Below are 24,116 nucleotides of genomic sequence, written 5' to 3'. Positions count from 1 at the left end.
GGGGGGCCCCACTTCCCGGGGGGGGGGTGGGGGGGGGGGTGGGGGGGCCCACGGGGGGTGGGGGGGGGGGGCGCCCCCCCCGCGGGGGGGGGGCCCCCCCCCCCCCCCCCCCCCCCCCTTCCGTCCCCCCGTCCCCCCGGCCTGTCAGTGGTCGGCGGTCTCGTTCCGGTACACCTGTCCGCCCTTCATCACGAACCGCACGTCCTCGGTCACCCCGATGTCGGTCAGCGGGTCGCCGGGGACGGCCACGACGTCGGCGAGCAGGCCGGGTTCGAGGCGGCCCCGGTCGTCGGCGTCGATCAGTTCCGCGGCGACGGTCGTCGCGGCCCGGAGGGCGGCCAGCGGGGTCATGCCGCGGTCGACGAGGGCGAGGAGTTCGCGGGCGTTGCGGCCGTGCGGGATCGCCGGGGCGTCGGTGCCGCAGGCGACCCGGACGCCGCGTTCGATGGCCCGCCTGGTCGTCGCCTTGGCGCGGGGGAAGACGTCGGCGGCCTTGGCCTGGAGTTCGGGCGCGGCCTTGGAGACGTCCATGCCGTCGGCGATGTAGGTGGTGGCGACCAGGAAGGTGCCGCGCTCCACCATCAGGTCGAGGGTCTCGTCGCCGGCCAGGAAGCCGTGCTCGACGCAGTCGATGCCCGCGTCCAGCGCGGCCCGGATCGCCCGGTCGCCCATGCAGTGCGCGGCCACCTTGAGCCCGGCACGGTGTGCCTCGTCGGCGATGGCGCGCAGTTCGTCGTCGGAGTACTGCTGGGCGCCGGCCGGACCGGTATGTGACATGACACCGTTGGAGGCGCACACCTTGATGACCCGCGCCCCGTGCTTGATCTGGTAGCGGACCGCCTTGCGCACCTCGTCGACGCCGTTGGCGATCCCCTCCTCGACCGTCAGCGGCATGATGTGCGGCGCGAGCGCCTGGAACATGGTCGGGTCCAGGTGCCCGCCGGTCGGCGTGATGGCGTGCCCGGCCGGCACGACCCGCGGTCCCTCGATCCAGCCGAGGTCGATGGCCTTCTTCAGCGCCACGTCGAGCAGCAGGCCCCCGGTCTGCACGAACAGACCGAGGTTGCGTACGGTCGTGAAGCCGGCCCGCAGGGTGCGGCGGGCGTTGGCGACGGCGCGCAGGGTGCGGACGGCGGGGTCGTCCTGGACGGGGTTGAGGGGGCTGCGGTGGTCGGGCCCGCCGAGGAGCAGGTTGACCTCCATGTCCATCAGGCCCGGCAGGAGCGTGACGTCGCCCAGGTCCAGTTCGACGGTGTCGGGCGGGACGGTCGTCGGGGCGACGGCGGTGATGTGCTCGCCCTCGATCAGCAGGTCGCCCGGCTCGACGAGTTCGCCCTTGTCGATGTCGAGCATGCGGGCGGCGCGCAGCCGGACCGGGGGCTGCGGGGTGCGTGGGCGGGGCATCAGGCACCTCCCGCGGCGCGGTGGGCTCGCACGGCGCTCACACCGCCGGTTCGACGACGGCGTCGATGCTCGCCGGGCCCGTGTCGGGCACCCGGGGCTGTCGCCAGGCCTCCACGGAGAAGGCGACGGTCACCAGGGCGCAGAACAGCCACAGCAGGTGCTTGTCCTCCTCGGAGATGTCCGCCATGGAGATGTTCTGCAGGTACTCCGTGCCGGACGCGAGGAGCGGGAACGCCGCGTTGTAGAAGGTGTCCAGTTCGTCCATGGTGCTGGCGATCCGCTTGGCGTAGCGGGCCTTCTCGGTGGGGACGGCCCAGTCGGCGAAGGGCTCCAGCGCGGCGAACTCGGGGGGAAAGACGGTGGCCATGGTTCGGTCTCCTCGGGTCAGCTCGCGGCCGGGGCGCCGGAGGTGCGCTGCTGGTACTCGCGGACGTACTGCCGGGCGGTGCCGTGCAGATGGCGGAGCAGGACCTCCTGGTCGTTGAGGGGGAACTCCCGCACCGCGCGCGATTCGAGCATGGTCTGGGTCGCCTCCAAGGTGTTGCCGTCCTGCAGGCCGTACTCCTTGAAGGAGACGACGGCCAGCTCCTGCTGCAGGCGCTGGAAGGCGTTCTCGGGCGGGACGAAGTAGCAGGTGGCCTCGAAGATGTGGGTGTTGTAGGCGGTCGGCCAGTAGTGGTAGGTCAGCACCCAGTTCGGCCGCCAGATCAGCAGCATGAAGTTGGGGAAGAAGACGAACGAGTCCATGCCCCAGCGCGGGTCCCGGGTGGGGTTGATTGCCGGCGGCAGCTGCTCGGTGCTCAGGCCGATGTCCGGGGCCTCCCAGGGCCCGAACAGGCCGCTGCGCAGGGCTCCTTCGATGGGCTTGACCATCTTCCGGTCGTGCGGCGGGGCGATGCCTCCCCAGGAGGAGACCATGCTGTGCGGCCCGTCGATGTCGTAGTGCAGCGCCTCGTACCCGTACTTCTGGATCTTGCGGGCCTCGTCGGACACGTACTGGCCGGCGTGCAGGATCGGCGCGTGGTAGAACTCGGCGAACGCGTCGATGAACAGCTTCCAGTTGGCGCCGATCTCGGCGCGGTAGCGGTGCGCCTGGGTCATCTTGTGGAACGGGTAGCCCTCGATGCCCTTGGCGAACTCGCCCAGGAACTCCCGTAGCGGAGTGGTGTTCTCGGGGTCGAGGTTGACGAAGACGAACCCCTCCCAGACCTCCGTCCGTACGTCCTTGAGGCCGTACTGCGACTTGTCCAGGTCGAAGAACTCCTGCTCCTGCTGGACGAAGGACAGCTTGCCTTCGAGGTCGTAGCGCCAGGCGTGGTACTTGCAGGTGAACTGGCGGCAGACCCCGCTGGTCTCCTCACGGGGGAAGTCGTTCCACACGAGCTTGTTGCCGCGGTGCCGGCACACGTTGTGGAAGGCGCGTACCTCGTCGTCCATGCCGCGCACCACGACGACGGAGGTGCCGGCCGCGTCCAGCTCCTTGGTGAAGTAGCTGCCGCGCTTGGGGAGTTGCTCGACCCGCCCCACGTTCAGCCAGGTGCGCTTGAAGATCGCCTCGCGCTCCAGTTCGTAGTGCGCGGGGGTGATCGAGTCCTCGTACGACACCGGCTCCGTGCCGATCTTCAGGTGTGCGGTCCAGCTGCCCGCCGCGGGCTTCTTGAAGTGCGCCATGGGGTCTGGTCCTCCAGTCGCTTGTACGGAGGGGACTCACGATAATCTCAGTCTCTCCGAATGAGAATGCTATTCTCATTCCGGATCGGCCGTCAAGTCAGCCGTTCGTCAGGAAGGGCGCGGGAGGCCGCGGCGGACTCGGCGGCCGGTCCGTCAGGATCCGTCCACGGACCCGTCCACGGACCCGTCCACGAAGGGGAAGATCCGGGTGAAGTCGGCCCCCGGCTCGGCCCGGGCGAACCGCTCCCAGACGGCCCCGGTCACCTCACCGATCACCGCCGGGCCGTCCTGCTCACCCACCGCCCGCAGATACAGCCGTACGTCCTTCTCCATCAGGGAGTTGGCGAAGCCGGCGGCGTAGCGGCCGGTGAGGACGTGGGCCGGGAACTTGTCCTCGGTGGCCGCGCTCCGGCCGCTGGACTCGTTGAGCACGTCGAGCATCGTGGCCATGTCGAGTCCGGCGGCCAGTCCGAAGGCGACGGCCTCGCTGGTGGCGGCGAGGGCGGTCGCGGACAGGAAGTTGTTGGCGAGCTTGAGGGCCTGGGCCATGCCGGGACGGTCACCGACCCGGCGGCGGCGGTCGCTCAGTCCGGCCAGCACGCCCTCGACGGCAGAGCACGCGTCGCCGTCCCCCGAATACATGACGGTGAGGGTGCGGGCGCGGGCTCCGGCGACCCCGCCGGAGACGGGGGCGTCGACGTAGCCGATGCCGCCCTCGGCCAGGAGTCCGGCGACGGTGCGGGCGGCGGCCGGGCCGATGGTGGAGGTGTCGACGACGTACCGGACGAGGCGGCCGGGCGCCGCCAGGATTGCGCGGGCGACCTGCTCGGACGCGGCCCCGTCGGGGAGGCTCAGCACCAACACGCCCACACTGCGGGCGACTTCGGCCACCTCGGGAACATGCACGGCACCCTCGGGCGAGCGCCCGGCACCCAGCGCGTCATGGGTCACGACCGCATACCCGGCACCCACCAGGTTCCCGGCGAGCACGCTCCCCATGCTGCCGAGGCCGACGAACCCGACGCTCCCGGCGCGCAGCTCTCCACCTCGTCCATCGAGCTTCCGCGTCTGTTCCACAACTCTCCCCATCACGAATGAGAATGGCGCTCTCCTGAACATCATTCAGCATTCCAGCAATCGGAGAATTGTGCTACCGTCCCCGATCGTCAGGGTGCCGGCCGAGAGGGAGCCGAACAGACCGTGAACGACTTCGAGGCGATCGACTTCTTCCGGGACGAGAGGCTCGTCGCGGATCCCTATCCCTACTTCGACGCCCTGCGCGGGCAGTGCCCCGTCCACCGGGAGAGCCATCACGACGTGATGATGGTGACCGGGTACGAGGAGGCACTGCAGGTCTACAACGACACCGACACCTTCTCCTCCTGCGTCTCGGTCACCGGCCCGTTCCCCGGGTTCCCGGTCCCGCTGGAGGGGGACGACGTGAGCGGGCTGATCGAGCGGCACCGGGACGCGCTGCCGATGAGCGACCAACTGCCCACCATGGACCCGCCGGTGCACACCGACCACCGCGCCCTGCTGATGCGGCTGATCACGCCGAAGCGCCTCAAGGAGAACGAGGCGTCCATGTGGCACCTCGCCGACGGGCTGCTGGACGCGTTTCTCGCGCCGGGCGAGGGGGAGTTCATCGGCGGGTTCGCCGGACCGTTCACGCTCCTCGTCATCGCCGACCTGCTCGGCGTGCCGGAGGAGGACCGGCAGGAGTTCATGGACCGGCTCCAGAACCGCCCGCCGGACGGGGGCGGCGTGGGCAGCACGGGGGACGACACACTGCACCACTCGCCGCTGGAGTTCCTCTACGGCCGCTTCGCCACGTACATCGAGGAGCGCCGCCGGGAGCCGCGCGAGGACGTGCTCACGGGCCTGGCGACCGCGACCTTCCCGGACGGCTCGACCCCGGAGGTCATGGACGTCGTCCGGGTCGCGGCCAACCTCTTCGCCGCCGGTCAGGAGACCACCGTCCGGCTGCTCGGCTCGGCGCTCAAGGTGCTCGCCGAACGCCCGGAGCTGCAGCGGCTGTTGCGCACCGAGCGGGAGCGCATCCCGAACTTCGTCGAGGAGGCGCTGCGCGCGGAGAGCCCGGTGAAGGGTGACTTCCGGCTGTCCAGGGTGGCGACGACGGTGGGCGGTGTGGAGGTCCCGGCCGGGACGACGCTGATGGTGGTCAACGGCGCCGCGAACCGCGACCCGCGCCAGTTCGAGGACCCGGAGACCTTCGACGTCGGCCGCCCCAACGTCCGCCGGCACCTCGCGTTCGGCCGCGGTGCCCACACCTGCCCGGGCGCGCCCCTGGCCCGCGCCGAGGCCCGGGTCACCCTGGAACGGCTGCTGGACCGCACCTCCGACATCAGGATCGCCGAGCGGGTGCACGGCCCGGCGAACGCCCGCCGCTACCAGTACGTGCCGACCTTCATCCTCCGCGGCCTCACCCATCTCGACCTGGAGTGGAGCCCGGCCCGATGAAGGTCACCGTCGACGACGACCGCTGCCGCGGGCACGGGGTGTGCTGCTCGCTCTGCCCGGAGGTCTTCGACCTGGGCGACGACGGCTACGCCGTGGTGGCCACCCCCGAGGTCCCCGCCGAACACGAGAACGCGGTCCGCTCGGCCGCCGCCCTCTGCCCCGAGCACGCCATCACCGTGAGCTGACGACGAGGAGCACCATGCCCAAGGGCTACGTCATCTTCACCGAGGCCATCGACGATCCCGCCGCGATGGCCGCCTACGGCAGGGCGGCCGGGCTCTCCCTCGCGGAGAGCGGGGCTGCCGTCCTGGCCGTCGACTCCGGCCCGCAGGTGCTGGAGGGCGAGTGGCACGGCGACCAGACCGTCGTCCTGGAGTTCGAGTCGGTGGCGGCGGCCCGGGCGTGGTACGAGTCGGCCGCCTACGAGAAGGCCAAGCCGCTGCGGCAGGCGGCGGCCCGGACCAACGCCGTGATCGTGTCCGGGATCGCGCCGCCGGCGGCAGCGGGCGGCTAGGCGTTGCGTGCCGTCAGCCCGGCCCGTACCCCGCCGTCGACCAGGATGTCGACGCCGGTGAGGAAGGACGCCTCGTCCGACAGCAGGAAGGCGACGACGGCGGCGAGTTCCTCGGGGCGGCCTTCGCGGCCGAGAGCGGACTGTCGTACCAGCGCGGCCATGGACGGGTGGTGCTCCGCCTCCTGGCGGCCCTGCGGGGTGGCGACGACACCGGGCGACACCGAGCAGACACGTGCCCCGGCCGGCCCGACGCGCACAGCCTCCCGCTGCACGAGGCGCTGGACTCCGCGTTTGGCCCAGGTGTAGGCGACGCCCGGGTCCTCGATGTCCGGTCCGACGGCGGCGCGGATCCGGTCGAGGAAGTGCTCGTCCAGCGGGTCCGCCAGGGCCTCCTCGGTCGCGGGCCGGGGTGCGGTGTCGCCGAACAGCGCGGCCATCGAGGCGAAGCACACCAGCGCCGTCCCCCGCGTGGCGAGCGGGCGCAGGGCCTCGGCCAGCAGCGCGGTGCCGACGAGGTCGACCGTGAGGATGCGGCGCCAGTCGGCCATGGTCGGTGAGATACCGGCGGCGTGGGCGACGGCGCGGAGGGTGCCGAGTTCGCGCGCGCGGGCGGCGAGGCGGGCCAGGCCGTCGCGGTCGGTGATGTCCAGGGTGTGCGGTTCGACGACGGTCGTCCGCGCGTCCGTGGAGAGTTCCTCGGCGGCCGCGGCCACCGTCTTCTCGTCCAGGTCGACCAGCAGCAGCCGGTCCACCACCCCCACCAGCCGCCGGGCGCACTCCAGGCCCATGCCGCGCCCGGCTCCGGTCACGATTCCCACGCTCGTCGTCCGTCCGGGCTCCGGTACGGCGGTCATGACGGCCTCCTGCCGGTAGCCCAGTACTGCTCCAGGACGGGTTGCAGCGCACGGGTGACGAGTTCGACGCGCGGGCCGGTGGGGCCGCGGTGGAACGCCCAGTACGGGGTGCCGTCCGGGCGGCGGCCGACGGCCTCGGTCGCGCAGCCGCGCCGGGCCAGTTCGGCGGAGTCGGCGGCCACGTCGTCGGACCAGTACCCGAGGTGGTGGACTCCCGAGTCGGCGGCCGGCTGCCAGAGGGTGCCCGGGACGCTTCGGACCAGTTCCAGCCGGGGCACGGACATGGAGTACGTCGACGCCAGGTCGAGCACCGTGTCACCGCCGGGCAGGCTCACCTGGGCGGGTGCGCCCAGTTCCGCGCACCACTGGTAGCCGAACAGCGCCGTCAGCTCGGCCGCCGCCGCCGGGATGTCGTCCACGACGATGCCCACGTGGAACTGATCGCTCGCCTTCATTCATGGCCTCCCTGGGGTGTGACCGTGCGCAGACAGAAGCGGGTGAGGTGGTCGAAATCATCGTCCGTCGGCGGCGTCCGGCGCCACAGGTGGTCGGCGAGGCGGCCGACCGTGGCGTGGGCGGCGAGGGACGCGTCCAGGTCGGGAGCGGCGCTCCCCAGCCGGGTGTACGGCGCGCCGAGCAGGTCGGCGAGGAGGCCGGTGGCGGAGGGCGGGCCGGCCAGGAACCCCTCCCCCACACTCTGCGCGTTCCACATGACGGCGAGTGTCGTCGCGGCCGTGTCGGCGTCCCTGGCCTGGGACAGGACGCCCTCGACCCAGCGGCGCACCTGGCCCTCCGGGGTGGGCTCCTTGGCCATCTGGTGGGCGATGTAGCCGCACAGGCGCTCGGTGCCGTCCTCCATGATCGCGGCGACCAGGGCGTCCTTCGAGCGGAAGTGCCGGTAGAACGCCTCGTTCGACAGTCCGGCGGCCGCCACGATGTCGGCGACCCGCGGGCGTGCGCCGGTGCCGCAGCGGCGCATCACCGCCCGTGCCGCGTCGAGGAGGGCGCGCACCTCGTCGGCGTACTGGTCGGCGCGCCGGGCCAGGGCGCGCCGGGCTATCCGGTCGGCCAGGCCGTCCGGAGGCCGGTCCGGCGACGCTCCAGAAGTCGCGTTCCGTGTCAGGGGAATTGTGTTCTCCTTCATGAGAACGTTATTCTGGCATCCGCCGGAAGGAGACACAATGCCGTGGGACTTCGAGACCGAGCCGGACTACCAGGCGCAGCTGGACTGGGCGGACCAGTTCGTGCGCGAGGAGGTCGAACCCCTCGATCTCCTCTGGGACGGCCTGCAGTTCACCCCGCCCGACGACAACCTCCGCAACGTCCTCGACCCCCTCAAGAAGGAGGTGCGGGCGCACGGACTGTGGGCGACCCACCTCGGCCCCGACCTGGGCGGCGCGGGCCACGGGCAGGTCAAACTGTGCCTGCTCAACGAGATACTGGGCCGCTCCTCCTGGGCCCCGATCGTCTTCGGCTGCCAGGCGCCGGACACGGGCAACGCGGAGATCCTCGCCCACTACGGCACCGAGGCGCAGAAGGAGCGCTATCTGCGCCCGCTGCTCGACGGCGAGATCTTCTCCTGCTATTCGATGACGGAGCCCCAGGCGGGCGCCGACCCCAAGGAGTTCACCACCCGCGCGGTGCGGGAGGGCGACGAGTGGGTCATCGACGGCTGGAAGTACTTCTCGTCCAACGCGAGGACGGCCGCCTTCTTCATCGTGATGGCCGTGACGGACCCGGACGGGGACCCGTACAAGAGCATGTCGATGTTCCTGGTCCCGGCGGAGACACCCGGGATCGTCATCGAGCGGAATGTCGCGCTCGCCGGTGAGCCCGAAGAACGGGGTTCTCACGCGCTGGTGCACTACGAGGGCGTACGCGTGCCGGCGGACGCGCTGCTCGGCGGGGAGGGTCAGGCGTTCGTGATCGCGCAGACCCGGCTCGGCGGCGGGCGGATCCATCACGCGATGCGGACGATCGGGCTCGCGGGCAAGGCGTTCGACATGATGTGCGAGCGGGCGCTGAGCCGGCACACCCAGGGCACCGTCCTCGCCGACAAGCAGTTCGTGCAGGGGCACATCGCCGACTCGTGGGCGCAGCTCCAGCAGTTCCGGCTGACCGTGCTGCACACCGCGTGGAAGATCGACAAGTACAACGACTACCGCAAGGTCCGCAAGGACATCGCGATGGTGAAGGTGCTGCTGCCGGGTGTGCTGCATGACATAGCACACCGCGCGATCCAGGTGCACGGCGCGCTGGGCGTCAGCGGCGACATGCCGTTGTTCCGGATGCTGCTGGGCGCCAGCGTGCTGGGCATCGCGGACGGGCCGACCGAGGTGCACAAGGTGACGGTCGCGAGGCAGGTGCTGCGGGACCACCGGGCCAGCGAGGACCTCTGGCCCAGCGGCTATCTCCCCAAGCGGCTGGCCGCCGCCCGCGCCAAGTACGCGGAGTTCCTGGAGCCCGGGGCGGAAGCCCGATGATCGACGTCGAGCGGCTGGCGCCCTGGCTGGACGAGTCCGGGCTGCCCGGCAAGGGCGAGCCGGTCGAGCACCGGTTCGTCTCGGGCGGCGCGCAGAACGAGATCTACGAGATCCGGCGCGGCGAACTGCACTGCGCCCTGCGCATCCCACCGCCCACCGCGCCGCCCGCCCGCGACGAGGGCATCCTGCGGGAGTGGCGGATCACCGAGGCGCTGAACGGCACGGACGTCCCGCACACCGAGGCGATCGCCGTCTGCACGGACACCGCCGTCCTCGGCCGTACCTTCTACCTGATGGAGTTCGTCGACGGCTGGTCGCCGATGTCCACCACCGGCGGACGCGGCTGGCCGGAGCCGTTCGGCACCGACCTCGCCGCACGGGCCGGGCTGGCCTACCAACTCGCCGAGGGCGCCGCCCTGCTGGGCCGCGTGGACTGGCAGGCGAAAGGGCTGCACGACCTGGGCCGCCCGGACGGCTTCCACGAGCGGCAGGTCGACCGGTGGACCCGCTACCTGGAGCGGGCCAAGGGCCGCGAACTGCCCGGCTTCGAGACGGCCGCCGCCTGGCTACGCGCCCACAAGCCCCTCGACTACGTCCCGGGCCTGATGCACGGCGACTACCAGTTCGCCAACGTCATGTTCCGGCACGGCGCCCCGGCCCGGCTCGCCGCGGTCGTCGACTGGGAGATGGGCACGATCGGCGACCCCAAGCTCGACCTCGCCTGGATGCTCCGCGGCTGGCCCGAGGACACCGGCGCCCCCGAGGCCGCCACCGCGTCCTACGTCGACCTGTTCGGCATGCCCTCGCGCGCACAGCTGATCGAGCACTACGCGCAGGTGTCCGGCCGTCAGGTCGACGACATGGACTACTACGACGTCCTCGCCCAGTGGAAGCTGGCCATCGTGCTGGAGCAGGGCTTCCAACGGGCCGGTGACAACGAGAAGTTGCAGGCCTTCGGTCCGATGGTGCTGGACCTGATGAAGTCCGCGGCCGACCTCGCGGAGACCACGGCCTACGGAACCTGAGCCGCACGCGAGCGGCTCACAGCCCCAGCGACTTGGCGATGATCACCTTCATGACCTCGCTCGTTCCGGCGTAGATGCGGGTGATGCGGGCGTCGGCGTACAGCCGGGCGATCGGATACTCCGTCATATAGCCGTAGCCGCCGAAGAGTTGCAGACAGCGGTCGACCGCACGGGCCTGCGTCTCCGTGCAGAAGAGTTTCACCTTGGCCGCGTCCGCGCCGGAGAGGTCTCCGGCGACGAGGTCGAGGACCGCGCGGTCCAGCATGGCCTGCGCGGCCTCGGTCTCGGCGGCGACGGCAGCGAGTTCGAACTTGGTGTTCTGGAAGGCCGCCACCGGCCTGCCGAAGACCTCGCGCTCCTTGACGTAGGCGATCGTCGTGTCCAGGGCGGCCCGTGCCTGCGCGACCGAGCCGACCGCCACCGTCAGCCGCTCCTGCGCGAGGTTGTGGCCCAGGTAGCCGAAGGCCGCGCCCTCCTCCCCCAGCCGGTTGGCCACCGGGACCCGTACGTCGTCGAAGGCCAGCTCGACGGTGTCCTGGACCTTGATGCCCAGCTTGTCCAGGACCCGTCCCCGGGTGAAGCCGGGCATGCCGTCCTCGACCACGAGCAGGGTCAGCCCGGCACGCCGGTCGGCGGGGTCCGCCGACGTCCGTGCGACGACGATCACCAGGTCGGCGAGGAGCCCGCCGGTGATGAAGGTCTTGGCACCGTTGAGGACGTAGGTGTCGCCGTCGCGTACGGCGGTGGTGCGGATGCCCGCCAGGTCGGAGCCGGTGCCGGGTTCGGTCATCGCGATGGCGGTGAGCAGCCGGCCGGCGACGAGGCCGGGGAACCAGCGCCGGCGTTGTTCCGCGTCGGCGTAGGCGAGGAAGTAGGGCAGGATGACGTCGAGTTGGGTGCGTACGGTGCCCAGGGTGACCAGGGCCCGGGACGCCTCCTCCTGGAGGACGACGTTGTAGCGGTAGTCGGCGATGCCCGCCCCGCCGTACTCCTCGGGGATCGCGATGCCGAGGACGCCCAGCGCGCCCAGCCGCTCGAAGAGCTCGCGGGGCAGTCGGCCCTCCTGTTCCCAGGAGGTGTAGTTCGGGACCACCTCCTTGGCGACGAACTCCCGGACCAGTGTGCGGAATTCCTCGTGGTCGGCGGTGAAGATGTGTCGGCGCACCGAAAACCCCCGGTCAGTCGATGAGTTCGACGAGTGTGGCGTTGGCGGTGCCGCCGCCCTCGCACATGGTCTGCAGGCCGTAGCGGATCCCGTGGTCGCGCATGTGGTGGATCATGCGGGTCATCAGAACGGCACCGGACGCGCCCAGCGGGTGGCCGAGTGCGATGGCGCCGCCGTGCGGGTTGAGCAGGGCCGGATCGGCGCCGGTCTCGGCGAGCCAGGCGAGCGGCACGGGTGCGAAGGCCTCGTTCACCTCGAAGACGCCGACCTCGGAGAGGCCGACGCCGGCTTTCGCGAGCACCTTCTCGGTGGCCGGGATCGGGCCGGTCAGCATGAGCACCGGGTCGTCGCCGACCACCGCGCCCGAGCGGTAGCGGGCGACAGGGGTGAGTCCCAACTCCCTTGCCTTGTCCGGGGTGGTGACCAGGAGGGCCGCCGCGCCGTCCGAGATCTGGGAGGCGTTGCCCGCGTGGATCAGGCCGTCGTCGAGGAAGGCGGGCCTGAGCCGCGCCAGCTTCTCGGCGGTGGTGCCGCGTCGTACACCCTCGTCGGCCTTCACTCCCTCCACCGCCACGGTCTGTGCCTCGAAGGCGCCGCTGTCCTGCGCGGTGGCCGCGCGTTCGTGGGACAGGGCCGCGAACTCGTCGAGGCGGGTGCGGGTGAAGCCCCACTTCTGGGCGATCTTCTCGGCGGAGAGTCCCTGGTTGAAGGAGAAGTCGTGGTAGCGGGCGAGGACTTGGGGCCCGTACGGCGTCCCGGTGGCCCGTGCCGAGCCGAGCGGCACCCGGCTCATGACCTCGACCCCGCCGGCCACGACGACGTCCTGCTGGTCGGACATGACGGCGTGGACGGCGAAGTCGAGGGCCTGCTGGCTGGATCCGCATGCCCGGTTCACGGTGGTGCCGGGCACGGTCTCGGGCCAGCCTGCGGCGAGGACGGCGTAGCGGCCGATGTTGCTGGACTGGTCGCCGACCTGGGAGACACAGCCCCAGACGACGTCGTCGACGAGCGCCGGGTCGAGGCCGGTGCGTTCGGCGAGGGCGTTCAGGACGACGGCGGAGAGGTCGGCCGCGTGCACGCCCGACAGGCCGCCGTCGCGTTTCCCGATCGGGGTGCGGACGGCCTCGACGATCACTGCTTCGCGCATGAAGGGTCCTCCGTAGCGGGCTGGCGGAACCAGCGGCCGGTGAAACGCGGTTCTCGCTTCTCGGCGAAGGCCGCGTAGGCCTCGGTCACGTCGGTCGAGGCGAAGTTCGCCGTCTGGGCGCGGGCCTCGGCGGCGAGCGCCTCGCGCAGGGTGCGGCCGGTGCCCTCGTTGAGGAGCGCCTTGGTCTGCGCCTGGGCGACGGGTGGCCCGGCCGCCAGCCGGTCGGCGAGGCCGGCGACGTACGCGTCGATCTCGTCGGCGGGCACCACCCAGGTGACGAGGTTCAGCGACCGGGCCTCCTCGGCGTCGATCGTCTCGGCCAGCAGGGCGAGTCGCTTGGCCTGCTGGAGTCCGGTGAGCCGGGGCAGCAGCCAGGAGCCGCCGCAGTCCGGGGAGAGGCCGCGGCGGGTGAAGATCTGCGAGAACCGGCTCTCCGGCGTGGCCACCACCAGGTCGCAGCCGAGTGCCAGATTCCATCCCGCGCCGACGGCCACGCCGTCGACCTTGGCGACGGTCGGGACGGGTGACTCGTGCAGCAGCAGGGCGACTTCGTTCAGGTCGCGCACCTTGTCCAGGGGGTGCCGGGGGTCGGCGGCGCCGCTGGTGAGGTCGGCGCCGGAGCAGAAGGCTCCGCCGGCGCCGGTGAGGACGAGGGCCCGTACGGCGGGGTCGTGGGAGGCCTCGGTGAGCGCCTGGCGCAGCAGTCCCCACAGGTCCCGGTCGACGGCGTTCCTGCGGTGCGGGCGGTTCAGGGTGAGGGTCCGTACGCTGCCGCTGTCACTGGTCAGGAGGGCGGGCGGCGCGGTCATGTGCCGTTCTCCGACTCCGGTTCGTGGCAGCCGAGTTCGGCCAGGATCCGCTCGGTGTGCTCGCCGAGCGCGGGGACGGCGCCCATCGGCGGGTCGTAGCCGGCGATGACCGGGGGTGGCAGCAGGGCGGGGACGGGCCCGGCGGGGGTGTCGATGCGGCGCCAGCGGTCGCGGGCCGCGAGGTGGGGGTGGGCGAGTACGTCGTCCGGGGTGTTGTAGCGGGAGTTGCCGATGCCCGCGTCGTCGGCGCGCTGCTGGATGTACGCCAGCCGGTGACGGCCGCACCAGGCACCGATCTCGGCGTCGAGCAGCTCGCGGTGGGTGACGCGGCCGGGGTTGGTGCGGAAGCGGTCGTCGGCCGCGAGGTCGGGGCGTTCCAGCAACTCCCGTGCCAGGCGCTGCCATTCGCGGTCGTTGGTGGTGCCGAGGACGACCGTGTGGCCGTCGGCGGTGCGGTAGGCGCCGTACGGGGCGACGGCGGGCGAACTCATGCCGAGCGGCTGCTGCCAGTGACCCGCGTGCCGGGTGTAGGTGAGCGGATAGCCCATGAGTTCGGTCATGGTGTCGAACATGCTCACCGCGACGGCTCCGCCCGGCTTGCCGCGGCGCTCACCGGCGTACAGCAGCGCCACGATCGACAGGGCCGTGTAGAGGCCGGTGCTGGCGTCCGCGATGGGCGGGCCCGGTTTGGCCGGGGCGCCGGGGTGGCCGGTGATGGCGCAGACGCCGGACTCGGCCTGGACGAGCAGGTCGTAGGCGCGTTTGTGGGAGAGCGGGCCCCCGGGTCCGTAGCCGTCGATCTCCACCGCGATCAGGTCGGGGTGGCGGGTCGCCAGGTCGTCGGGGGCCAGGCCCAGTTTGGCCGTGGTGCCGGGGGCGAGGTTGGAGACCAGCACGTCGGCGCGGTCGAGGAGGCGGTGCAGGATTGCTGTCCCGGCCTCGGACTTGAGGTCGAGGGCGAGGGACTCCTTGCCCCGGTTGGCCCAGACGAAGTGGGCGGCGAGTCCGCCGACCACGTCGTCGATGTGCCGGGCCGAGTCGCCGCCGTCCGGGTTCTCCACCTTGATGACCCGGGCGCCGAGGTCGCTCAGGACCCGGGTGCACAGGGGTGCGGAGACGGCCTGTTCCAGGGCCACCACCGTCACGCCGGAGAGGGGTCCCGGAGTCGAGAGCGGTTCCGGCGTCATCAGATCACCAGGCCGCCGTCGACCGGCAGGACCTGGCCGGTGACGAAGGAGGCCGCGTCCGAGGCGAGGAAGACGAAGGCCCCGGCGACCTCGTCGGGTTCGGCCCAGCGGCCGAGCGGGATGCGGGCGAGCATGGTGGCGGCGAACTTCTCGTGGGTGCGGATGGTCTCGGTCATGGGGGTGGCAGCGAGCGGTGCGAGGGCGTTGACCTTGATCTGCCGTCTCGCCAGTTCCCTGGCCATGGACTTGGTCATGCCGATCACCGCGGCTTTGGCGGCCGAGTAGTTGACCTGGCCGAGGGTGCCGGTCAGGCCCGCGGACGAGGTGACGTTGACGATGCGTCCGGTGCCGTCGGTGGGCAGGTACGGGAGGGCGGCCTGGGAGCAGGTGAAGGTGCCCAGGACGTGGATGTCGAGCAGCAGGCGGAAGGTGTCCTCGTCGAGGTCGGGGAACATGGCCGGCGCGGTGACGCCGGCGTTGTTGACGAGGATGTGCAGGCGGCCGTCGGCGAGGGCGGCCGCCCGAGCCGCGGCGGCGTCGGCTGCGGCCCGGTCCCGTACGTCGAGTCCGGCGCTGTCGGCCGCGCCGCCCGCCGCCGTGATCTTCCCGGCGACGGCCGCGGCGGCGGTCGGATCGACGTCGGTGACGAGGACGGCGGCGCCGGCCCGGGCCAGGGCGTGGGCGACGGCGGCGCCGATGCCGCCCGCGGCTCCGGTGACCAGCGCCGAGCGTCCCGTGAGGTCGAACAAGTCGTTGCCGTTCGCCACTACTTGCTCGCCGCCGCTACGGCCGCGCGGGCCCGGGCGCGGAAGGCCTCCAGCTTGTCGACGGGTTCCTTCAGCTGGCGGCTGCGGGCCCGGATGCTGACGTCGTGGCCCGCTGCGGCCCTGCGCAGGGCGCCGACGGTGGCCTGTTCGCGGGGGATGTGCGCGAACGGGTCGAAGGAGTACCAGCGCATGGCGTTCTCGTGGGTGATCTTCACGGTGTCCGCGTCCGGGACGGCGAACTCGGTGAGGACGCCGTGCAGTTGCTCGGGGGCGTCGGGCCACAGGGAGTCGCTGTGCGGGTAGTCGCCCTCCCAGCAGATGTTGTCGATGCCGATGTCGTGCCGCAGCTTCACGCCGAGCTTGTCGGTGATGAAGCAGGTCAGGAAGTGCTCGCGGAAGACCTCGGAGGGCAGCTTGCCGCCGAAGTCCTGGAGGGTCCACGCGGCGTGCATCTCGAAGGTGCGGTCGACCCGCTCCAGGAAGTAGGGGATCCAGCCGGTGCCGCCCTCGGAGAGGGCGATCCTCAGGTCCGGGTAGTCCTTGAGGGTGCGCGACCAGAGCAGGTCGGCGGCGGCCTGGACGAGGTTGATCGGCTGGAGGGTGATCATCACGTCGGGCGGTGAGTCGACGGCCGGGATGGCGAGGCGCCCGGAGGAGCCGATGTGCACCGACAGGACGGTGCCGGTGTCGCAGGCGGCCTGCCACACCGGGTTCCAGTAGGGGTCGTGGAAGCTGGGGTAGCCGAGGGCGGCCGGGTTCTCGGGGAAGGTCATCGAGTGGCAGCCCTTGGCGGCGACCCGGCGCAGTTCGCCCGCGCAGAGTTCGGCGTCCCAGATGGCGGGCAGGGCCATCGGGATGAAGCGGCCGGGGTAGGAGCCGCACCACTCGTCGATGTGCCAGTCGTTGTAGGCGCGGACGAGGGCGAGGGAGAAGTCGGAGTCCTCGGTGGCGAACATGCGGGCCGAGAAGCCGGGGAAGGACGGGAAGTTCATCTGGGCGAGGACACCGCCGGCGTTCATGTCCTTGACGCGTTCGTGGACGTCGTAGCAGCCGGGGCGGATCTCGTCCATGCCCTGCGGGTCGAGGCCGTACTCCTCCTTGGGGCGTCCGGCGACGGCGTTGAGGGCGGCGTTTCCGACGGTGTTGTCGCGGAACTGCCACACGTCGCTGCCGTCCTCGCGGTGGACGAGTTTGGGGGCGTCGTCCAGGTACCGCTTCGGGAGGTGGTTCACGAAGATGTCCGGCGGCTCGATGACGTGGTCGTCGACGCTGATGAGGATCAGGTCGTCCTTGTTCATGCGAGGTCCCTTTCGCTGTGAAGCCGGTGGGTGCGGGTCAGTCCGAGGCGGGGAGGGGTTTGGCGGCCTTGAGGGTCATGGGGACGCCCGCGCTGGCGAGTTCGCCGGTGCCGGGGCTGGTGCAGAGCAGTTCGAGGGTGTCGTCGGCGTCGGTGTAGCGCTTGCCGAGGAGGGTGACGGGGTCGCCGGTGGCGGCGGGCGGGGGCGGTGCGGTGGTGGCGGGCACCATGGGGGCGCCGCCGCAGGTCAGGGCGGGCTGTCCGGCGGCCGGGGCGCGGACCACGACGACCCGGGTGGCGCACACCGTGCTGGCGAGCTGGTCACCGGGGCGCAGCGTCGGTGCTGGTGAGGTCATGGTGCGGGTCCCTTTCGGACAGGCGGTCGGCGAGCACGGCGAGGTCGTAGGACTGGCGGGCCATCCAGAACCGCAGGAAGCCGGTGAGCGAGTAGCGCAGGAACAGCGCGGCACCGACGACCGTCCCGGCGATGCCGCCGAGGCCGAGGGCGAGGGCGTCGCGCTGGTCGAGCGGGTTCTGGGTGTTGTGCGAGACGAAGTACGCCGACACCGCGAGGACCAGGCCGACGGCCATCAGGGCGCCGCCCAGGCGCAGCCAGAGGCCCGCGCGGGCGGCGGCCGGGTCGGGGATCCGGAGGTCGGCCAGCTCGCGGACGAAGCGGTCCGCACGGGAGTCGGTGGGTGGCTCGGTGGGTGTCATGCGGAACTCCCGAGGTAGAGGGCGGACAGTTCGTCGCGCAGCCCGCCGTCCGGGCGGCCCTGGCGCTGGATGCGGCCGCGCACGAGGACGGCGGCGTGGTCGGCGATGCCGAGGACGGCGGCGGCGAACTGCTCGACGACCAGGACGGCGACACCCTGCCGGGCGATCTCGGCGACCTGTTCGTAGAGCCGGGAGACGACCAGCGGGGCGAGTCCCATGGAGAGTTCGTCGAGGAGCAGGACGGCGGGGTCGGTGGCCAGGCCCCGGGCGAGGGCGAGCATCTGCTGTTCGCCGCCGGAGAGCGTCCCCGCCGCCTGGCCCGGCCGCTTGCCGAGGACCGGGAAGCGGGCGTAGGCGATCTCCTCGATCTCCGCGCGGGTGCGGCCGGTGAAGGTCATCATGAGGAGGTTGTCGCGGACCGAGAGGCTGGGGAAGACCCCGCGTCCCTCGGGGATGAGGCAGACCCCGGCCCGGGCCAGGTCGCGGGGGTCGGCGCCGGTCATGTCCCGCCCGCCGAGCAGGAGTTGCCCGGAGAGCGGCGGGTGGAGTCCGGCGGCGACGTGCAGCGTGGTGGTCTTTCCGGCGCCGTTCGGGCCGAGCAGCGCGACGACCTGCCCGGCGCCGACGCTCAGGTCGACGCCGTGCAGGACGGTGATGCCCTCGTGGGCGGCGCGCACGGCGCGCAGTTCGAGCAGAGCGTTCACACGTCCCCCAGGTAGGCCGCGAGCACCGTCTCGTCGTTGCGGATCACCTCGGGCGGTCCTACGGCGATGACCTTGCCGAGGTCGAGTACGTACACCTCGTCGCAGACGCCCATGACCAGCCCCATGTCGTGCTCGACCAGGACGACGGCGGTGCCGTCGGCGGCGATCGAGCGCAGCAGGGCGGCGAACCGGTCGGTCTCCTCGCCGTCCTGCCCGGCGGCGGGCTCGTCGAGGAGCAGCAGCGCGGGGCGTACGGCCAGGGCGCGGCCGACCTCGACCAGGCGGGCGACGCCGGTGGGGAGGTTGTCGGCGCGGGTGTCGGCGATGCCGGTCAGGCCGAGCCGGTCGAGCAGTTCGTCGGCCAGGGGTGCCGCCCGCCGTCGTCCGGGGCCGAGTTCCGCGGCGACGAGGAGGTTGTCGCGGACGCTCAACCGGCCGAAGAGTTCGAGGCGTTGGAAGGTGCGGGCCAGTCCGTGCCGGCAGCGGCGGGCGGGGCCGAGGCGGGTGACGTCCCGGCCGTCGAGGGCGACCCGGCCCGCCGAGGGCCGGCGCAGTCCGGAGACGACGTCGAACAGGGTGCTCTTTCCGGCCCCGTTGGGCCCGATCAGTCCGGTGATCCGGCCGCGGTCGGCGCTCATGGCGACCCCGTCCAGGGCGCGGTTGCCGCCGAAGGCGACGGTGACGCCGCTAACGTCCAGCAGTGGCACGGACCAGCACCTCCTCGTCCTCGGGACGCCAGGGCCGTCGTACGCCCCACCACTCGACCGGGACGTCCTGCCCGGTCTCCGGCTGCCTGCGGGCGGCGGCCCAGGCGCGCAGCGCGAAGCCCACGACCAGCGAACCGGTCAGGAACGTCCAGCCGTCGATCGCGCCGGTCAGCCGCAGCACCCAGCCCAGGGCCAGGGCGCCGAGCAGGACGGGCAGGGCGGCCGGGTCCCGGCCGAGGGGCTCCCACTGGCGGCGGAACCTGGCCACGATCCCCTCGGGGCTGTGCCCGAGGCCCATTCCCGCCAGGGCGGGCAGCAGGGCGACGATGTTCTGCGTCCAGGAGGCCATGCCGGTGAGGATGTTGGGGCCGAGGTAGGCGGTGCCGGTGAACAGGCCGGTGCCGACCGCGCCGAGGCCGCCGATGACGGCGACGAGGAAGATCGGCAGTCCGGCGACGAGGTTGAACTGCTCGGCGGTGATGGCGCGTTGCTGCATGCCGTAGAGGGCGCCGCCGAGTCCGGCGATGCCCGACGACAGGGCGAACACGGCGACCTTGGTCAGCAGCAGGTTGCCGCCGAGGGTCGCGTACGCCGCCTCGCTGTCCCGCAGGGCGATCAGGCGCCGTCCGAAGCCGCCGCGGCGCAGCCACGCGACCGCGAGGGAGGCGAGGCCGAGGCAGACGGCGGCGAGGACGGTCAGGTCGGCGGCGGAGTCGAGATGCCATCCGAACAGGTCGGGCCCGCTCATGTCCACCGAGCCCTGGTCGAAGAGCGAGATGCGCAGACCGAGGAGGTGGAAGGCGGGCAGGGTGAAGATCCACCGGTCGAGGATCACCGCGAACGCCGCCGTCCCCAGCGCCAGGTACACGCCGGAGAACCGCAGCGCGGGCACTGCGATCAGCGCCCCGGCGGCCCCGGCGACGGCGATCGCGGCGGCCAGCGCCCACAGTTCGCCGTGGGTGCCGAGGTGTCCCCAGACGACGGCGCCGATGCCGGCCATGCTCAGCTGGCAGAGGGAGATCTGCCCGGCGTACCCGGCGAGCGGCACGTAGGACAGGGCGACGACGCCGAGCGAGAAGATCGGTCCGTAGGTGACGAGGTCGGCCTCGTCCAGCACCGTGGCCAGGACCACCGCGAACGCGACGGTGGCGGCGGCGAAGACGGCGGTGCCGCGCAGCCCGGGCGCCGGGACCTGGACCAGCCGGCGGTCGCGGTGGCGCAGTCGGGGATGGCGGAAGAGGAGCAGGGCGAGGAAGAGGAGCAGCGCGGGGGCGGCCAGCCGCAGGCCGGGCAGGTACGGGTTCTGCGGGAGGTAGCCGGTGAGGTAGCTCTCCATGCAGCCGACGACGACCGCGCCGGCGAAGGTGAGCGGCAGGCTGCGCAGCCTGCCGAAGACGGCGGCGGTGTAGGCGCTGACGATCAGGAGGGAGAGCTGGGAGGCGTCCAGGGCGACGGTCGGGGCGATCAGGATGCCGCCGATCGCGGCGAGTTGGGTGCCGAGGATCCAGGCGACGCGGCCGGCCCTGACCGGGTCGGCGCCGGTGAGCCGGACGAGGGCGCGGTCGTCGACGGTGGCCCGCATCTCGGCGCCGGTGCGGGTGCGGGTCAGCAGGAACCACAGGGCGACGGCGACCGCCACCGCTACGGCCATGGTGAGCGCCTGGTGCCAGGTGACGGTGGCCGGGCCGAGGTGCAGGGGCTTCTCGTCGGCGAAGAACACCGTCAGCGGGCGGGGGACGTTGGGGTCCCAGATCCAGCGGGCGGCGGCGATGGCGCCGCTGAGCAGCGCCACCGTCATCACCAGGCGTTCGGCCTCGCCGAGCCGTTGCACGGGCCGCATCAGGACCCGTTCGACGGCGAGGCCGAACCCGGGCGCCAGCACCAGGAGCACCACCACCAGGGCCACCGGCACGGGCCAGCCCCAGCCGACGGTGAACTGCCAGTAGCAGAACGCCGCCAGCATGCCCGCCGCCCCGTGCGCGAAGTTGAACACGCCGGTGGTGACGTAGGTGAGCACCAGGCCGCTGCCGATCACCGCGTAGATCGCCGCGGTGCTCAGGCCGACGACGCCGAAGGTGAGGAACTGCTCCATCTGCTTCAGCCTCTACTTCACATCGCTCATGCTCTTGCCGACGTCGGCGAGGGTGAGGGGCTTGCCGTAGGCGCCCTTGAACTTGTAGGTGGGCGCGTCGCAGCGGTAGGCCCCGGTGTTCGGCGCGAAGTCGGCGGGCTGCCAGCCCTTGGACGTGGCCTTCTCGACGTTGAAGCACTTCAGCGGGGCGTCGGCCTGGGACAGGTCGACGGGGGCGAGCAGTCCGCCGCCGGTCCACGCGCTCTCCTTGCGGGCCGCGTTGTAGACGCACGTGCGGGTGAGCTGGTCGCCGCAGGAGGAGGCCGCCTTGGCGAACAGCAGCCAGGCCGCGAAGCCGCGGACGGCGGGCAGGGTGGGCTGCGCGTCGGGGGCGTACTTCTTGTAGAGGGAGACGAGTTGCTCGGTCGCCTGGTTGTCGGCGGCCTTCTCCAGCGGGTAGACGCCGCTGAGGTCGGCGAAGTTGTTCTGGTAGTCGAGGGACTTGCCCGCCAGTTGCAGGAAGGGCGCGCCGTAGGCGTTGTTGTTGGCGTCGATCCAGTCCAGCTTGTAGTCCATGCCGGTGAGGATCTGCTCCAGCTTGGCGAGGCTCGCGAAGTCCCCGAGGAACACCAGGCCCTTGACGCCCTTGCTCTTGATGGCCTGGGCGTAGGGCGTCCAGTCGGAGACCCCGGCGGCCGGGTACAGGTCGTGGTAGGTGATCTTCGCGCCGGAGGCCTTGAGGCTCTCCTGGGCGCGGGCGTCGATGACCTTGCTGACCGCGGCGTCGCCCGCGATGGTGCCGACGGCGCCCGCCGACTTGGGGTAGGCGGTCTTGAGCAGCCACTGGTAGTAGCCGGGGTAGCGGTCGTAGGACGCGCCGCCCGTCTCGTTGAGCTGCAGGTCGGAGCCCTGGTTCTGGATCTGGCTGACCTGGGCGGGGAAATCGGGCAGCAGGCACTTGAGCCGGTCCTGCACGCCGAGGGCGTCCAGCGCCGCGCCGCCGCCGACGAGCGCGAAGTCCGACTGGCAGGCCTCCAGCATCCGCTGGCGGACCTCCATCAGCTTGGAGTCGCGGGTGGTGGCGACGAGCTTGCGGCCGTCGATGCCGCCGGCCGCGTTGCACCAGGAGGTGAACACCTTGGCGGCGTCCACGAATTCGGAGTTCTTGGTGAAGCCGACGTCGGAGAAGACGCCGAGCTTGATGGTGTCGGCGGTGACGCCCTGGGTGGGCGCGCTCTTGGCGTCGCCGGGTCCGCAGACGTTCTTCAGGTCGCCGAAGTCGCCGCCCGCGGCCTGCTGGGCGGCCTTGGTGGGCGTCGCGTCGCCGTCGCTCGTGTCGCCGGCGCTGTCGTGGCCGCCGCATCCGGCAACGGCGAGCAGCGCCGTCACCGCGAGGGCGGCGGGGATTGCCTGGACTCTCACGGGGTTCCTCCTCGGTGGTGTTCCCCGGGCTGCTGTGGGCCGGTCAGTCGACCGGCACGGCGAAGGTCTTGAGCTCCAGGAACTCCTCAAGGCCCGCGACGCCCATCTCCCGGCCGATGCCGGACTGCTTGAACCCGCCGAACGGGGCGTCGGCGGCGAAGTAGTTGCCGCCGTTGATGCTGAAGGTGCCGCTGCGGATCCGGCGGGCCACGGCGGTCGCCCGCTCGGCGTCGGCGCCGAGCACCGCGCCGGACAGCCCGTACACCGAGTCGTTGGCGATCCGGACGGCGTCGTCCTCGTCGTCGTAGGCGATGACGGCGAGCACCGGTCCGAAGACCTCCTCCTGGGCGATCTCGGCGGCCGGGTCGACGCCCGCGAGCAGGGTGGGCTCGTAGAAGAAGCCCTCCCCGTCGACGGGACGGCCGCCGGTCACCAGACGGGCGCCGGCGGCGACGGCCCGCTCGACCATGCCGTGCACCTTGGCCCGCTGCTTCTCGCTGATCAGGGGGCCCATGTGGGTCTTGGGGTCGGCCGGGTCGCCGTACCTGACCTTGCCGAGCATGGCGGCGACCAGGCCGACGATCTCGTCGTGCCGCTCGCGCGGGACCAGCAGGCGTGAGGTGAGGGCGCAGCCCTGGCCGGAGTGCGAGCAGATGGTGAAGGCGGCGAACATCGCCGCGTTCGCGAGGTCGGCGTCGTCGAGCAGGATCATCGCGGACTTGCCGCCGAGCTCCAGGAAGACCCGCTTCAGGGTGGCGGAGGCGGCGGCCATGATCGCCTTGCCGACCGGGGTCGACCCGGTGAAGGTGATCATGTCGATGCCGGGGTGGGTGGTGAGCAGTGCGCCGGTCTCGGGTCCCGACGAGGTCAGGACGTTGACGACGCCCGGGGGGATGCCGGTCTCCTCGGCGATGATCCGGCCGAGCGCGAGGGTCGTCCACGGGGTGTCCGGTGCGCCTTTGAGGACGACCGTGCAGCCCGCGGCGAGCGCGGGGGCGAGCTTGGCGAGGGCCAGCTGGTTGGGGAAGTTGTACGGCAGGATGGCCGCGACGACTCCGGCGGCCTCCTTCTCGATCCAGCGGCGGTGCCGACGCCCCCGGCTCTCCAGGACGGGCAACTCCTCGCGGAAGGGGTGGTGTTCGAGGAGATCCGCGTAGTACTTGACCATCTCGATCGGCTCGTCGAGCTGGGGTCCGTGGGTGAGGGAGCGGGGTGCGCCCACCTCGGCGATGGTCAGGTCGCGCAGTTCCTCGCGGTGCGTGTGCAACGCGTCGTACAGGCTGCGCAGGCAGCGCAGCCGCAGCTCGCGGTCGCGCATCCAGTCGGTGGTGTCGAACGCGCGGCGGGCGGCCGCCACCGCCGCCTCGACATGACCGGTGTCCGCGTCGGATGCCGTCCCCAGCACCTTCCCGGTGGACGGATCGACGGTCTCGAACGTGCGCTCCGCGCGCACCAGCCGCCCGTCGATCAACAGCCGGTCCTCATGGAAAAGACTCACGGCTCCCCATCTCTTCTGGGTGTCACAGGTCCTGCCTGCCTTGGCCCTGCCTGCGGTGGAAAGTAGCTTCTCATTAGATGAGAAGCAACCATCCGCACAGGAGAATTGGGCAATCAGATGGGAGCGGGAGGAATCATGCCCGGTCAGGACGGAGGAGCGGCGACCACCGGGCCCGAAGGGCCGCGCCCAACGG

General features: G+C 71.8%; 25 protein-coding genes. 5 read left to right on the top strand and 20 right to left on the bottom strand.

Going from position 1 to position 24,116, the window contains the following annotated elements; translation table 11 throughout:
- Positions 1-144: 144 nt before the first annotated feature.
- The 4 genes from ACGFZS_RS40630 to ACGFZS_RS40615 form a co-directional block, all read right to left on the bottom strand.
- On the bottom strand, positions 145-1,404 hold the full coding sequence (locus tag ACGFZS_RS40630) for an amidohydrolase family protein (RefSeq protein WP_365695184.1): 1,260 nt from the start codon (positions 1,402-1,404) through the stop codon (positions 145-147).
- 37 nt (positions 1,405-1,441) lie between these two features.
- Complete coding sequence (locus tag ACGFZS_RS40625; protein WP_393799363.1) at positions 1,442-1,771, bottom strand: hypothetical protein; 330 nt, start codon at positions 1,769-1,771, stop codon at positions 1,442-1,444.
- A gap of 17 nt (positions 1,772-1,788) precedes the next feature.
- Positions 1,789-3,075 carry an aromatic ring-hydroxylating dioxygenase subunit alpha gene (locus ACGFZS_RS40620; protein ID WP_393799362.1) on the bottom strand — a complete coding sequence of 429 codons (1,287 nt, stop codon included), beginning with the start codon at positions 3,073-3,075 and terminating at the stop codon, positions 1,789-1,791.
- Positions 3,076-3,228: 153 nt separating this feature from the next.
- Positions 3,229-4,164: an NAD(P)-dependent oxidoreductase gene (locus tag ACGFZS_RS40615; protein ID WP_393799361.1), complete on the bottom strand. Its 936-nt coding sequence runs from the start codon at positions 4,162-4,164 to the stop codon at positions 3,229-3,231.
- Between the two features lie 111 nt (positions 4,165-4,275).
- Between ACGFZS_RS40615 and ACGFZS_RS40610 the strand changes: the two genes are divergently transcribed.
- Genes ACGFZS_RS40610 through ACGFZS_RS40600 form a run of 3 tightly spaced genes read left to right on the top strand, consistent with a single transcriptional unit; the run spans position 4,276 to position 6,070 of the window.
- The gene (locus tag ACGFZS_RS40610) at positions 4,276-5,556 is read left to right on the top strand and encodes a cytochrome P450 (RefSeq protein WP_393799360.1); all 1,281 of its coding nucleotides are present in this window, start codon (positions 4,276-4,278) and stop codon (positions 5,554-5,556) included.
- Complete coding sequence (locus ACGFZS_RS40605; protein ID WP_365695189.1) at positions 5,553-5,741, top strand: ferredoxin; 189 nt, start codon at positions 5,553-5,555, stop codon at positions 5,739-5,741. Before ACGFZS_RS40610 ends, ACGFZS_RS40605 begins: the two co-directional genes overlap by 4 nt.
- A 14-nt stretch (positions 5,742-5,755) precedes the next feature.
- Positions 5,756-6,070, top strand: coding sequence for a DUF1330 domain-containing protein (locus ACGFZS_RS40600; protein ID WP_393799359.1), 315 nt, complete (start codon positions 5,756-5,758; stop codon positions 6,068-6,070).
- Here the strand turns inward: ACGFZS_RS40600 and ACGFZS_RS40595 are convergent.
- From ACGFZS_RS40595 to ACGFZS_RS40585, 3 genes are read right to left on the bottom strand one after another with little or no spacing between them, the layout of a single operon-like run.
- Positions 6,067-6,924 (bottom strand): SDR family oxidoreductase, encoded by an 858-nt coding sequence (locus ACGFZS_RS40595; RefSeq protein ID WP_393799358.1) that lies wholly within the window; start codon positions 6,922-6,924, stop codon positions 6,067-6,069. The genes ACGFZS_RS40600 and ACGFZS_RS40595 overlap by 4 nt on opposite strands.
- A complete protein-coding gene (locus tag ACGFZS_RS40590; protein ID WP_393799357.1) occupies positions 6,921-7,379 on the bottom strand; it encodes a VOC family protein in 459 nt (152 codons plus the stop codon). Before ACGFZS_RS40590 ends, ACGFZS_RS40595 begins: the two co-directional genes overlap by 4 nt.
- Positions 7,376-8,068, bottom strand: a complete 693-nt coding sequence (locus ACGFZS_RS40585; RefSeq protein WP_393799356.1) for a TetR/AcrR family transcriptional regulator — start codon at positions 8,066-8,068, stop codon at positions 7,376-7,378. Before ACGFZS_RS40585 ends, ACGFZS_RS40590 begins: the two co-directional genes overlap by 4 nt.
- Before the next feature lie 37 nt (positions 8,069-8,105).
- Here ACGFZS_RS40585 and ACGFZS_RS40580 point away from each other — a divergent pair, with 37 nt between their 5' ends.
- Both ACGFZS_RS40580 and ACGFZS_RS40575 read left to right on the top strand, forming a co-directional pair.
- Positions 8,106-9,407 carry an acyl-CoA dehydrogenase family protein gene (locus ACGFZS_RS40580; RefSeq protein WP_393799355.1) on the top strand — a complete coding sequence of 434 codons (1,302 nt, stop codon included), beginning with the start codon at positions 8,106-8,108 and terminating at the stop codon, positions 9,405-9,407.
- On the top strand, positions 9,404-10,432 hold the full coding sequence (locus ACGFZS_RS40575) for a phosphotransferase family protein (protein WP_393799354.1): 1,029 nt from the start codon (positions 9,404-9,406) through the stop codon (positions 10,430-10,432). Before ACGFZS_RS40580 ends, ACGFZS_RS40575 begins: the two co-directional genes overlap by 4 nt.
- Positions 10,433-10,448: 16 nt before the next feature.
- On the opposite strand, the gene ACGFZS_RS40570 is transcribed toward ACGFZS_RS40575, so the two are convergent.
- Genes ACGFZS_RS40570 through ACGFZS_RS40510 form a run of 13 tightly spaced genes read right to left on the bottom strand, consistent with a single transcriptional unit; the run spans position 10,449 to position 23,923 of the window.
- Positions 10,449-11,597: an acyl-CoA dehydrogenase family protein gene (locus tag ACGFZS_RS40570; RefSeq protein ID WP_393799353.1), complete on the bottom strand. Its 1,149-nt coding sequence runs from the start codon at positions 11,595-11,597 to the stop codon at positions 10,449-10,451.
- 13 nt (positions 11,598-11,610) lie between these two features.
- Entirely contained in the window at positions 11,611-12,744 is a 1,134-nt protein-coding gene (locus tag ACGFZS_RS40565) for a thiolase family protein (RefSeq protein WP_393799352.1), read from the bottom strand.
- Positions 12,729-13,553 carry an enoyl-CoA hydratase/isomerase family protein gene (locus ACGFZS_RS40560; protein WP_393799351.1) on the bottom strand — a complete coding sequence of 275 codons (825 nt, stop codon included), beginning with the start codon at positions 13,551-13,553 and terminating at the stop codon, positions 12,729-12,731. The genes ACGFZS_RS40565 and ACGFZS_RS40560 overlap by 16 nt, the downstream gene beginning before the upstream one ends.
- The gene (locus ACGFZS_RS40555; RefSeq protein WP_393799350.1) at positions 13,550-14,740 is read right to left on the bottom strand and encodes a CaiB/BaiF CoA transferase family protein; all 1,191 of its coding nucleotides are present in this window, start codon (positions 14,738-14,740) and stop codon (positions 13,550-13,552) included. Before ACGFZS_RS40555 ends, ACGFZS_RS40560 begins: the two co-directional genes overlap by 4 nt.
- On the bottom strand, positions 14,740-15,507 hold the full coding sequence (locus ACGFZS_RS40550) for an SDR family NAD(P)-dependent oxidoreductase (RefSeq protein ID WP_393799349.1): 768 nt from the start codon (positions 15,505-15,507) through the stop codon (positions 14,740-14,742). The genes ACGFZS_RS40555 and ACGFZS_RS40550 overlap by 1 nt, the downstream gene beginning before the upstream one ends.
- Positions 15,507-16,805: an amidohydrolase family protein gene (locus ACGFZS_RS40545; RefSeq protein WP_393799348.1), complete on the bottom strand. Its 1,299-nt coding sequence runs from the start codon at positions 16,803-16,805 to the stop codon at positions 15,507-15,509. The genes ACGFZS_RS40550 and ACGFZS_RS40545 overlap by 1 nt, the downstream gene beginning before the upstream one ends.
- A gap of 37 nt (positions 16,806-16,842) precedes the next feature.
- Positions 16,843-17,160 (bottom strand): hypothetical protein, encoded by a 318-nt coding sequence (locus tag ACGFZS_RS40540; RefSeq protein ID WP_393799347.1) that lies wholly within the window; start codon positions 17,158-17,160, stop codon positions 16,843-16,845.
- Positions 17,126-17,521, bottom strand: a complete 396-nt coding sequence (locus ACGFZS_RS40535) for a hypothetical protein (RefSeq protein WP_393799346.1) — start codon at positions 17,519-17,521, stop codon at positions 17,126-17,128. The genes ACGFZS_RS40540 and ACGFZS_RS40535 overlap by 35 nt, the downstream gene beginning before the upstream one ends.
- Positions 17,518-18,225: an ABC transporter ATP-binding protein gene (locus tag ACGFZS_RS40530; RefSeq protein WP_393799345.1), complete on the bottom strand. Its 708-nt coding sequence runs from the start codon at positions 18,223-18,225 to the stop codon at positions 17,518-17,520. Before ACGFZS_RS40530 ends, ACGFZS_RS40535 begins: the two co-directional genes overlap by 4 nt.
- Complete coding sequence (locus ACGFZS_RS40525; RefSeq protein WP_393799344.1) at positions 18,222-18,932, bottom strand: ABC transporter ATP-binding protein; 711 nt, start codon at positions 18,930-18,932, stop codon at positions 18,222-18,224. Before ACGFZS_RS40525 ends, ACGFZS_RS40530 begins: the two co-directional genes overlap by 4 nt.
- A complete protein-coding gene (locus ACGFZS_RS40520; RefSeq protein ID WP_393799343.1) occupies positions 18,913-21,024 on the bottom strand; it encodes an ABC transporter permease in 2,112 nt (703 codons plus the stop codon). Before ACGFZS_RS40520 ends, ACGFZS_RS40525 begins: the two co-directional genes overlap by 20 nt.
- A gap of 12 nt (positions 21,025-21,036) precedes the next feature.
- Positions 21,037-22,425: an ABC transporter substrate-binding protein gene (locus tag ACGFZS_RS40515; RefSeq protein ID WP_393799342.1), complete on the bottom strand. Its 1,389-nt coding sequence runs from the start codon at positions 22,423-22,425 to the stop codon at positions 21,037-21,039.
- A gap of 43 nt (positions 22,426-22,468) precedes the next feature.
- Positions 22,469-23,923, bottom strand: coding sequence for an aldehyde dehydrogenase family protein (locus ACGFZS_RS40510; RefSeq protein WP_393799341.1), 1,455 nt, complete (start codon positions 23,921-23,923; stop codon positions 22,469-22,471).
- Positions 23,924-24,116 lie beyond the last annotated feature (193 nt).

The organism is Streptomyces sp. NPDC048288 (assembly GCF_043201555.1).
In the GTDB taxonomy this organism is placed as follows: Bacteria; Actinomycetota; Actinomycetes; order Streptomycetales; family Streptomycetaceae; genus Streptomyces.
This window is presented reverse-complemented; position numbering and strand designations above follow the sequence as displayed.

Coding starts and splice junctions, on each gene's coding strand:
- ACGFZS_RS40555 (WP_393799350.1), bottom strand. CDS start 14,740: ATGACGCCGGAACCGCTCTCGACTCCGGGACCCCTCTCCGGCGTGACG.
- ACGFZS_RS40595 (WP_393799358.1), bottom strand. CDS start 6,924: ATGACCGCCGTACCGGAGCCCGGACGGACGACGAGCGTGGGAATCGTG.
- ACGFZS_RS40540 (WP_393799347.1), bottom strand. CDS start 17,160: ATGACCTCACCAGCACCGACGCTGCGCCCCGGTGACCAGCTCGCCAGC.
- ACGFZS_RS40630 (WP_365695184.1), bottom strand. CDS start 1,404: ATGCCCCGCCCACGCACCCCGCAGCCCCCGGTCCGGCTGCGCGCCGCC.
- ACGFZS_RS40620 (WP_393799362.1), bottom strand. CDS start 3,075: ATGGCGCACTTCAAGAAGCCCGCGGCGGGCAGCTGGACCGCACACCTG.
- ACGFZS_RS40590 (WP_393799357.1), bottom strand. CDS start 7,379: ATGAAGGCGAGCGATCAGTTCCACGTGGGCATCGTCGTGGACGACATC.
- ACGFZS_RS40625 (WP_393799363.1), bottom strand. CDS start 1,771: ATGGCCACCGTCTTTCCCCCCGAGTTCGCCGCGCTGGAGCCCTTCGCC.
- ACGFZS_RS40615 (WP_393799361.1), bottom strand. CDS start 4,164: ATGGGGAGAGTTGTGGAACAGACGCGGAAGCTCGATGGACGAGGTGGA.
- ACGFZS_RS40565 (WP_393799352.1), bottom strand. CDS start 12,744: ATGCGCGAAGCAGTGATCGTCGAGGCCGTCCGCACCCCGATCGGGAAA.
- ACGFZS_RS40560 (WP_393799351.1), bottom strand. CDS start 13,553: ATGACCGCGCCGCCCGCCCTCCTGACCAGTGACAGCGGCAGCGTACGG.
- ACGFZS_RS40575 (WP_393799354.1), top strand. CDS start 9,404: ATGATCGACGTCGAGCGGCTGGCGCCCTGGCTGGACGAGTCCGGGCTG.
- ACGFZS_RS40585 (WP_393799356.1), bottom strand. CDS start 8,068: ATGAAGGAGAACACAATTCCCCTGACACGGAACGCGACTTCTGGAGCG.
- ACGFZS_RS40580 (WP_393799355.1), top strand. CDS start 8,106: ATGCCGTGGGACTTCGAGACCGAGCCGGACTACCAGGCGCAGCTGGAC.
- ACGFZS_RS40545 (WP_393799348.1), bottom strand. CDS start 16,805: ATGAACAAGGACGACCTGATCCTCATCAGCGTCGACGACCACGTCATC.
- ACGFZS_RS40535 (WP_393799346.1), bottom strand. CDS start 17,521: ATGACACCCACCGAGCCACCCACCGACTCCCGTGCGGACCGCTTCGTC.
- ACGFZS_RS40600 (WP_393799359.1), top strand. CDS start 5,756: ATGCCCAAGGGCTACGTCATCTTCACCGAGGCCATCGACGATCCCGCC.
- ACGFZS_RS40520 (WP_393799343.1), bottom strand. CDS start 21,024: ATGGAGCAGTTCCTCACCTTCGGCGTCGTCGGCCTGAGCACCGCGGCG.
- ACGFZS_RS40605 (WP_365695189.1), top strand. CDS start 5,553: ATGAAGGTCACCGTCGACGACGACCGCTGCCGCGGGCACGGGGTGTGC.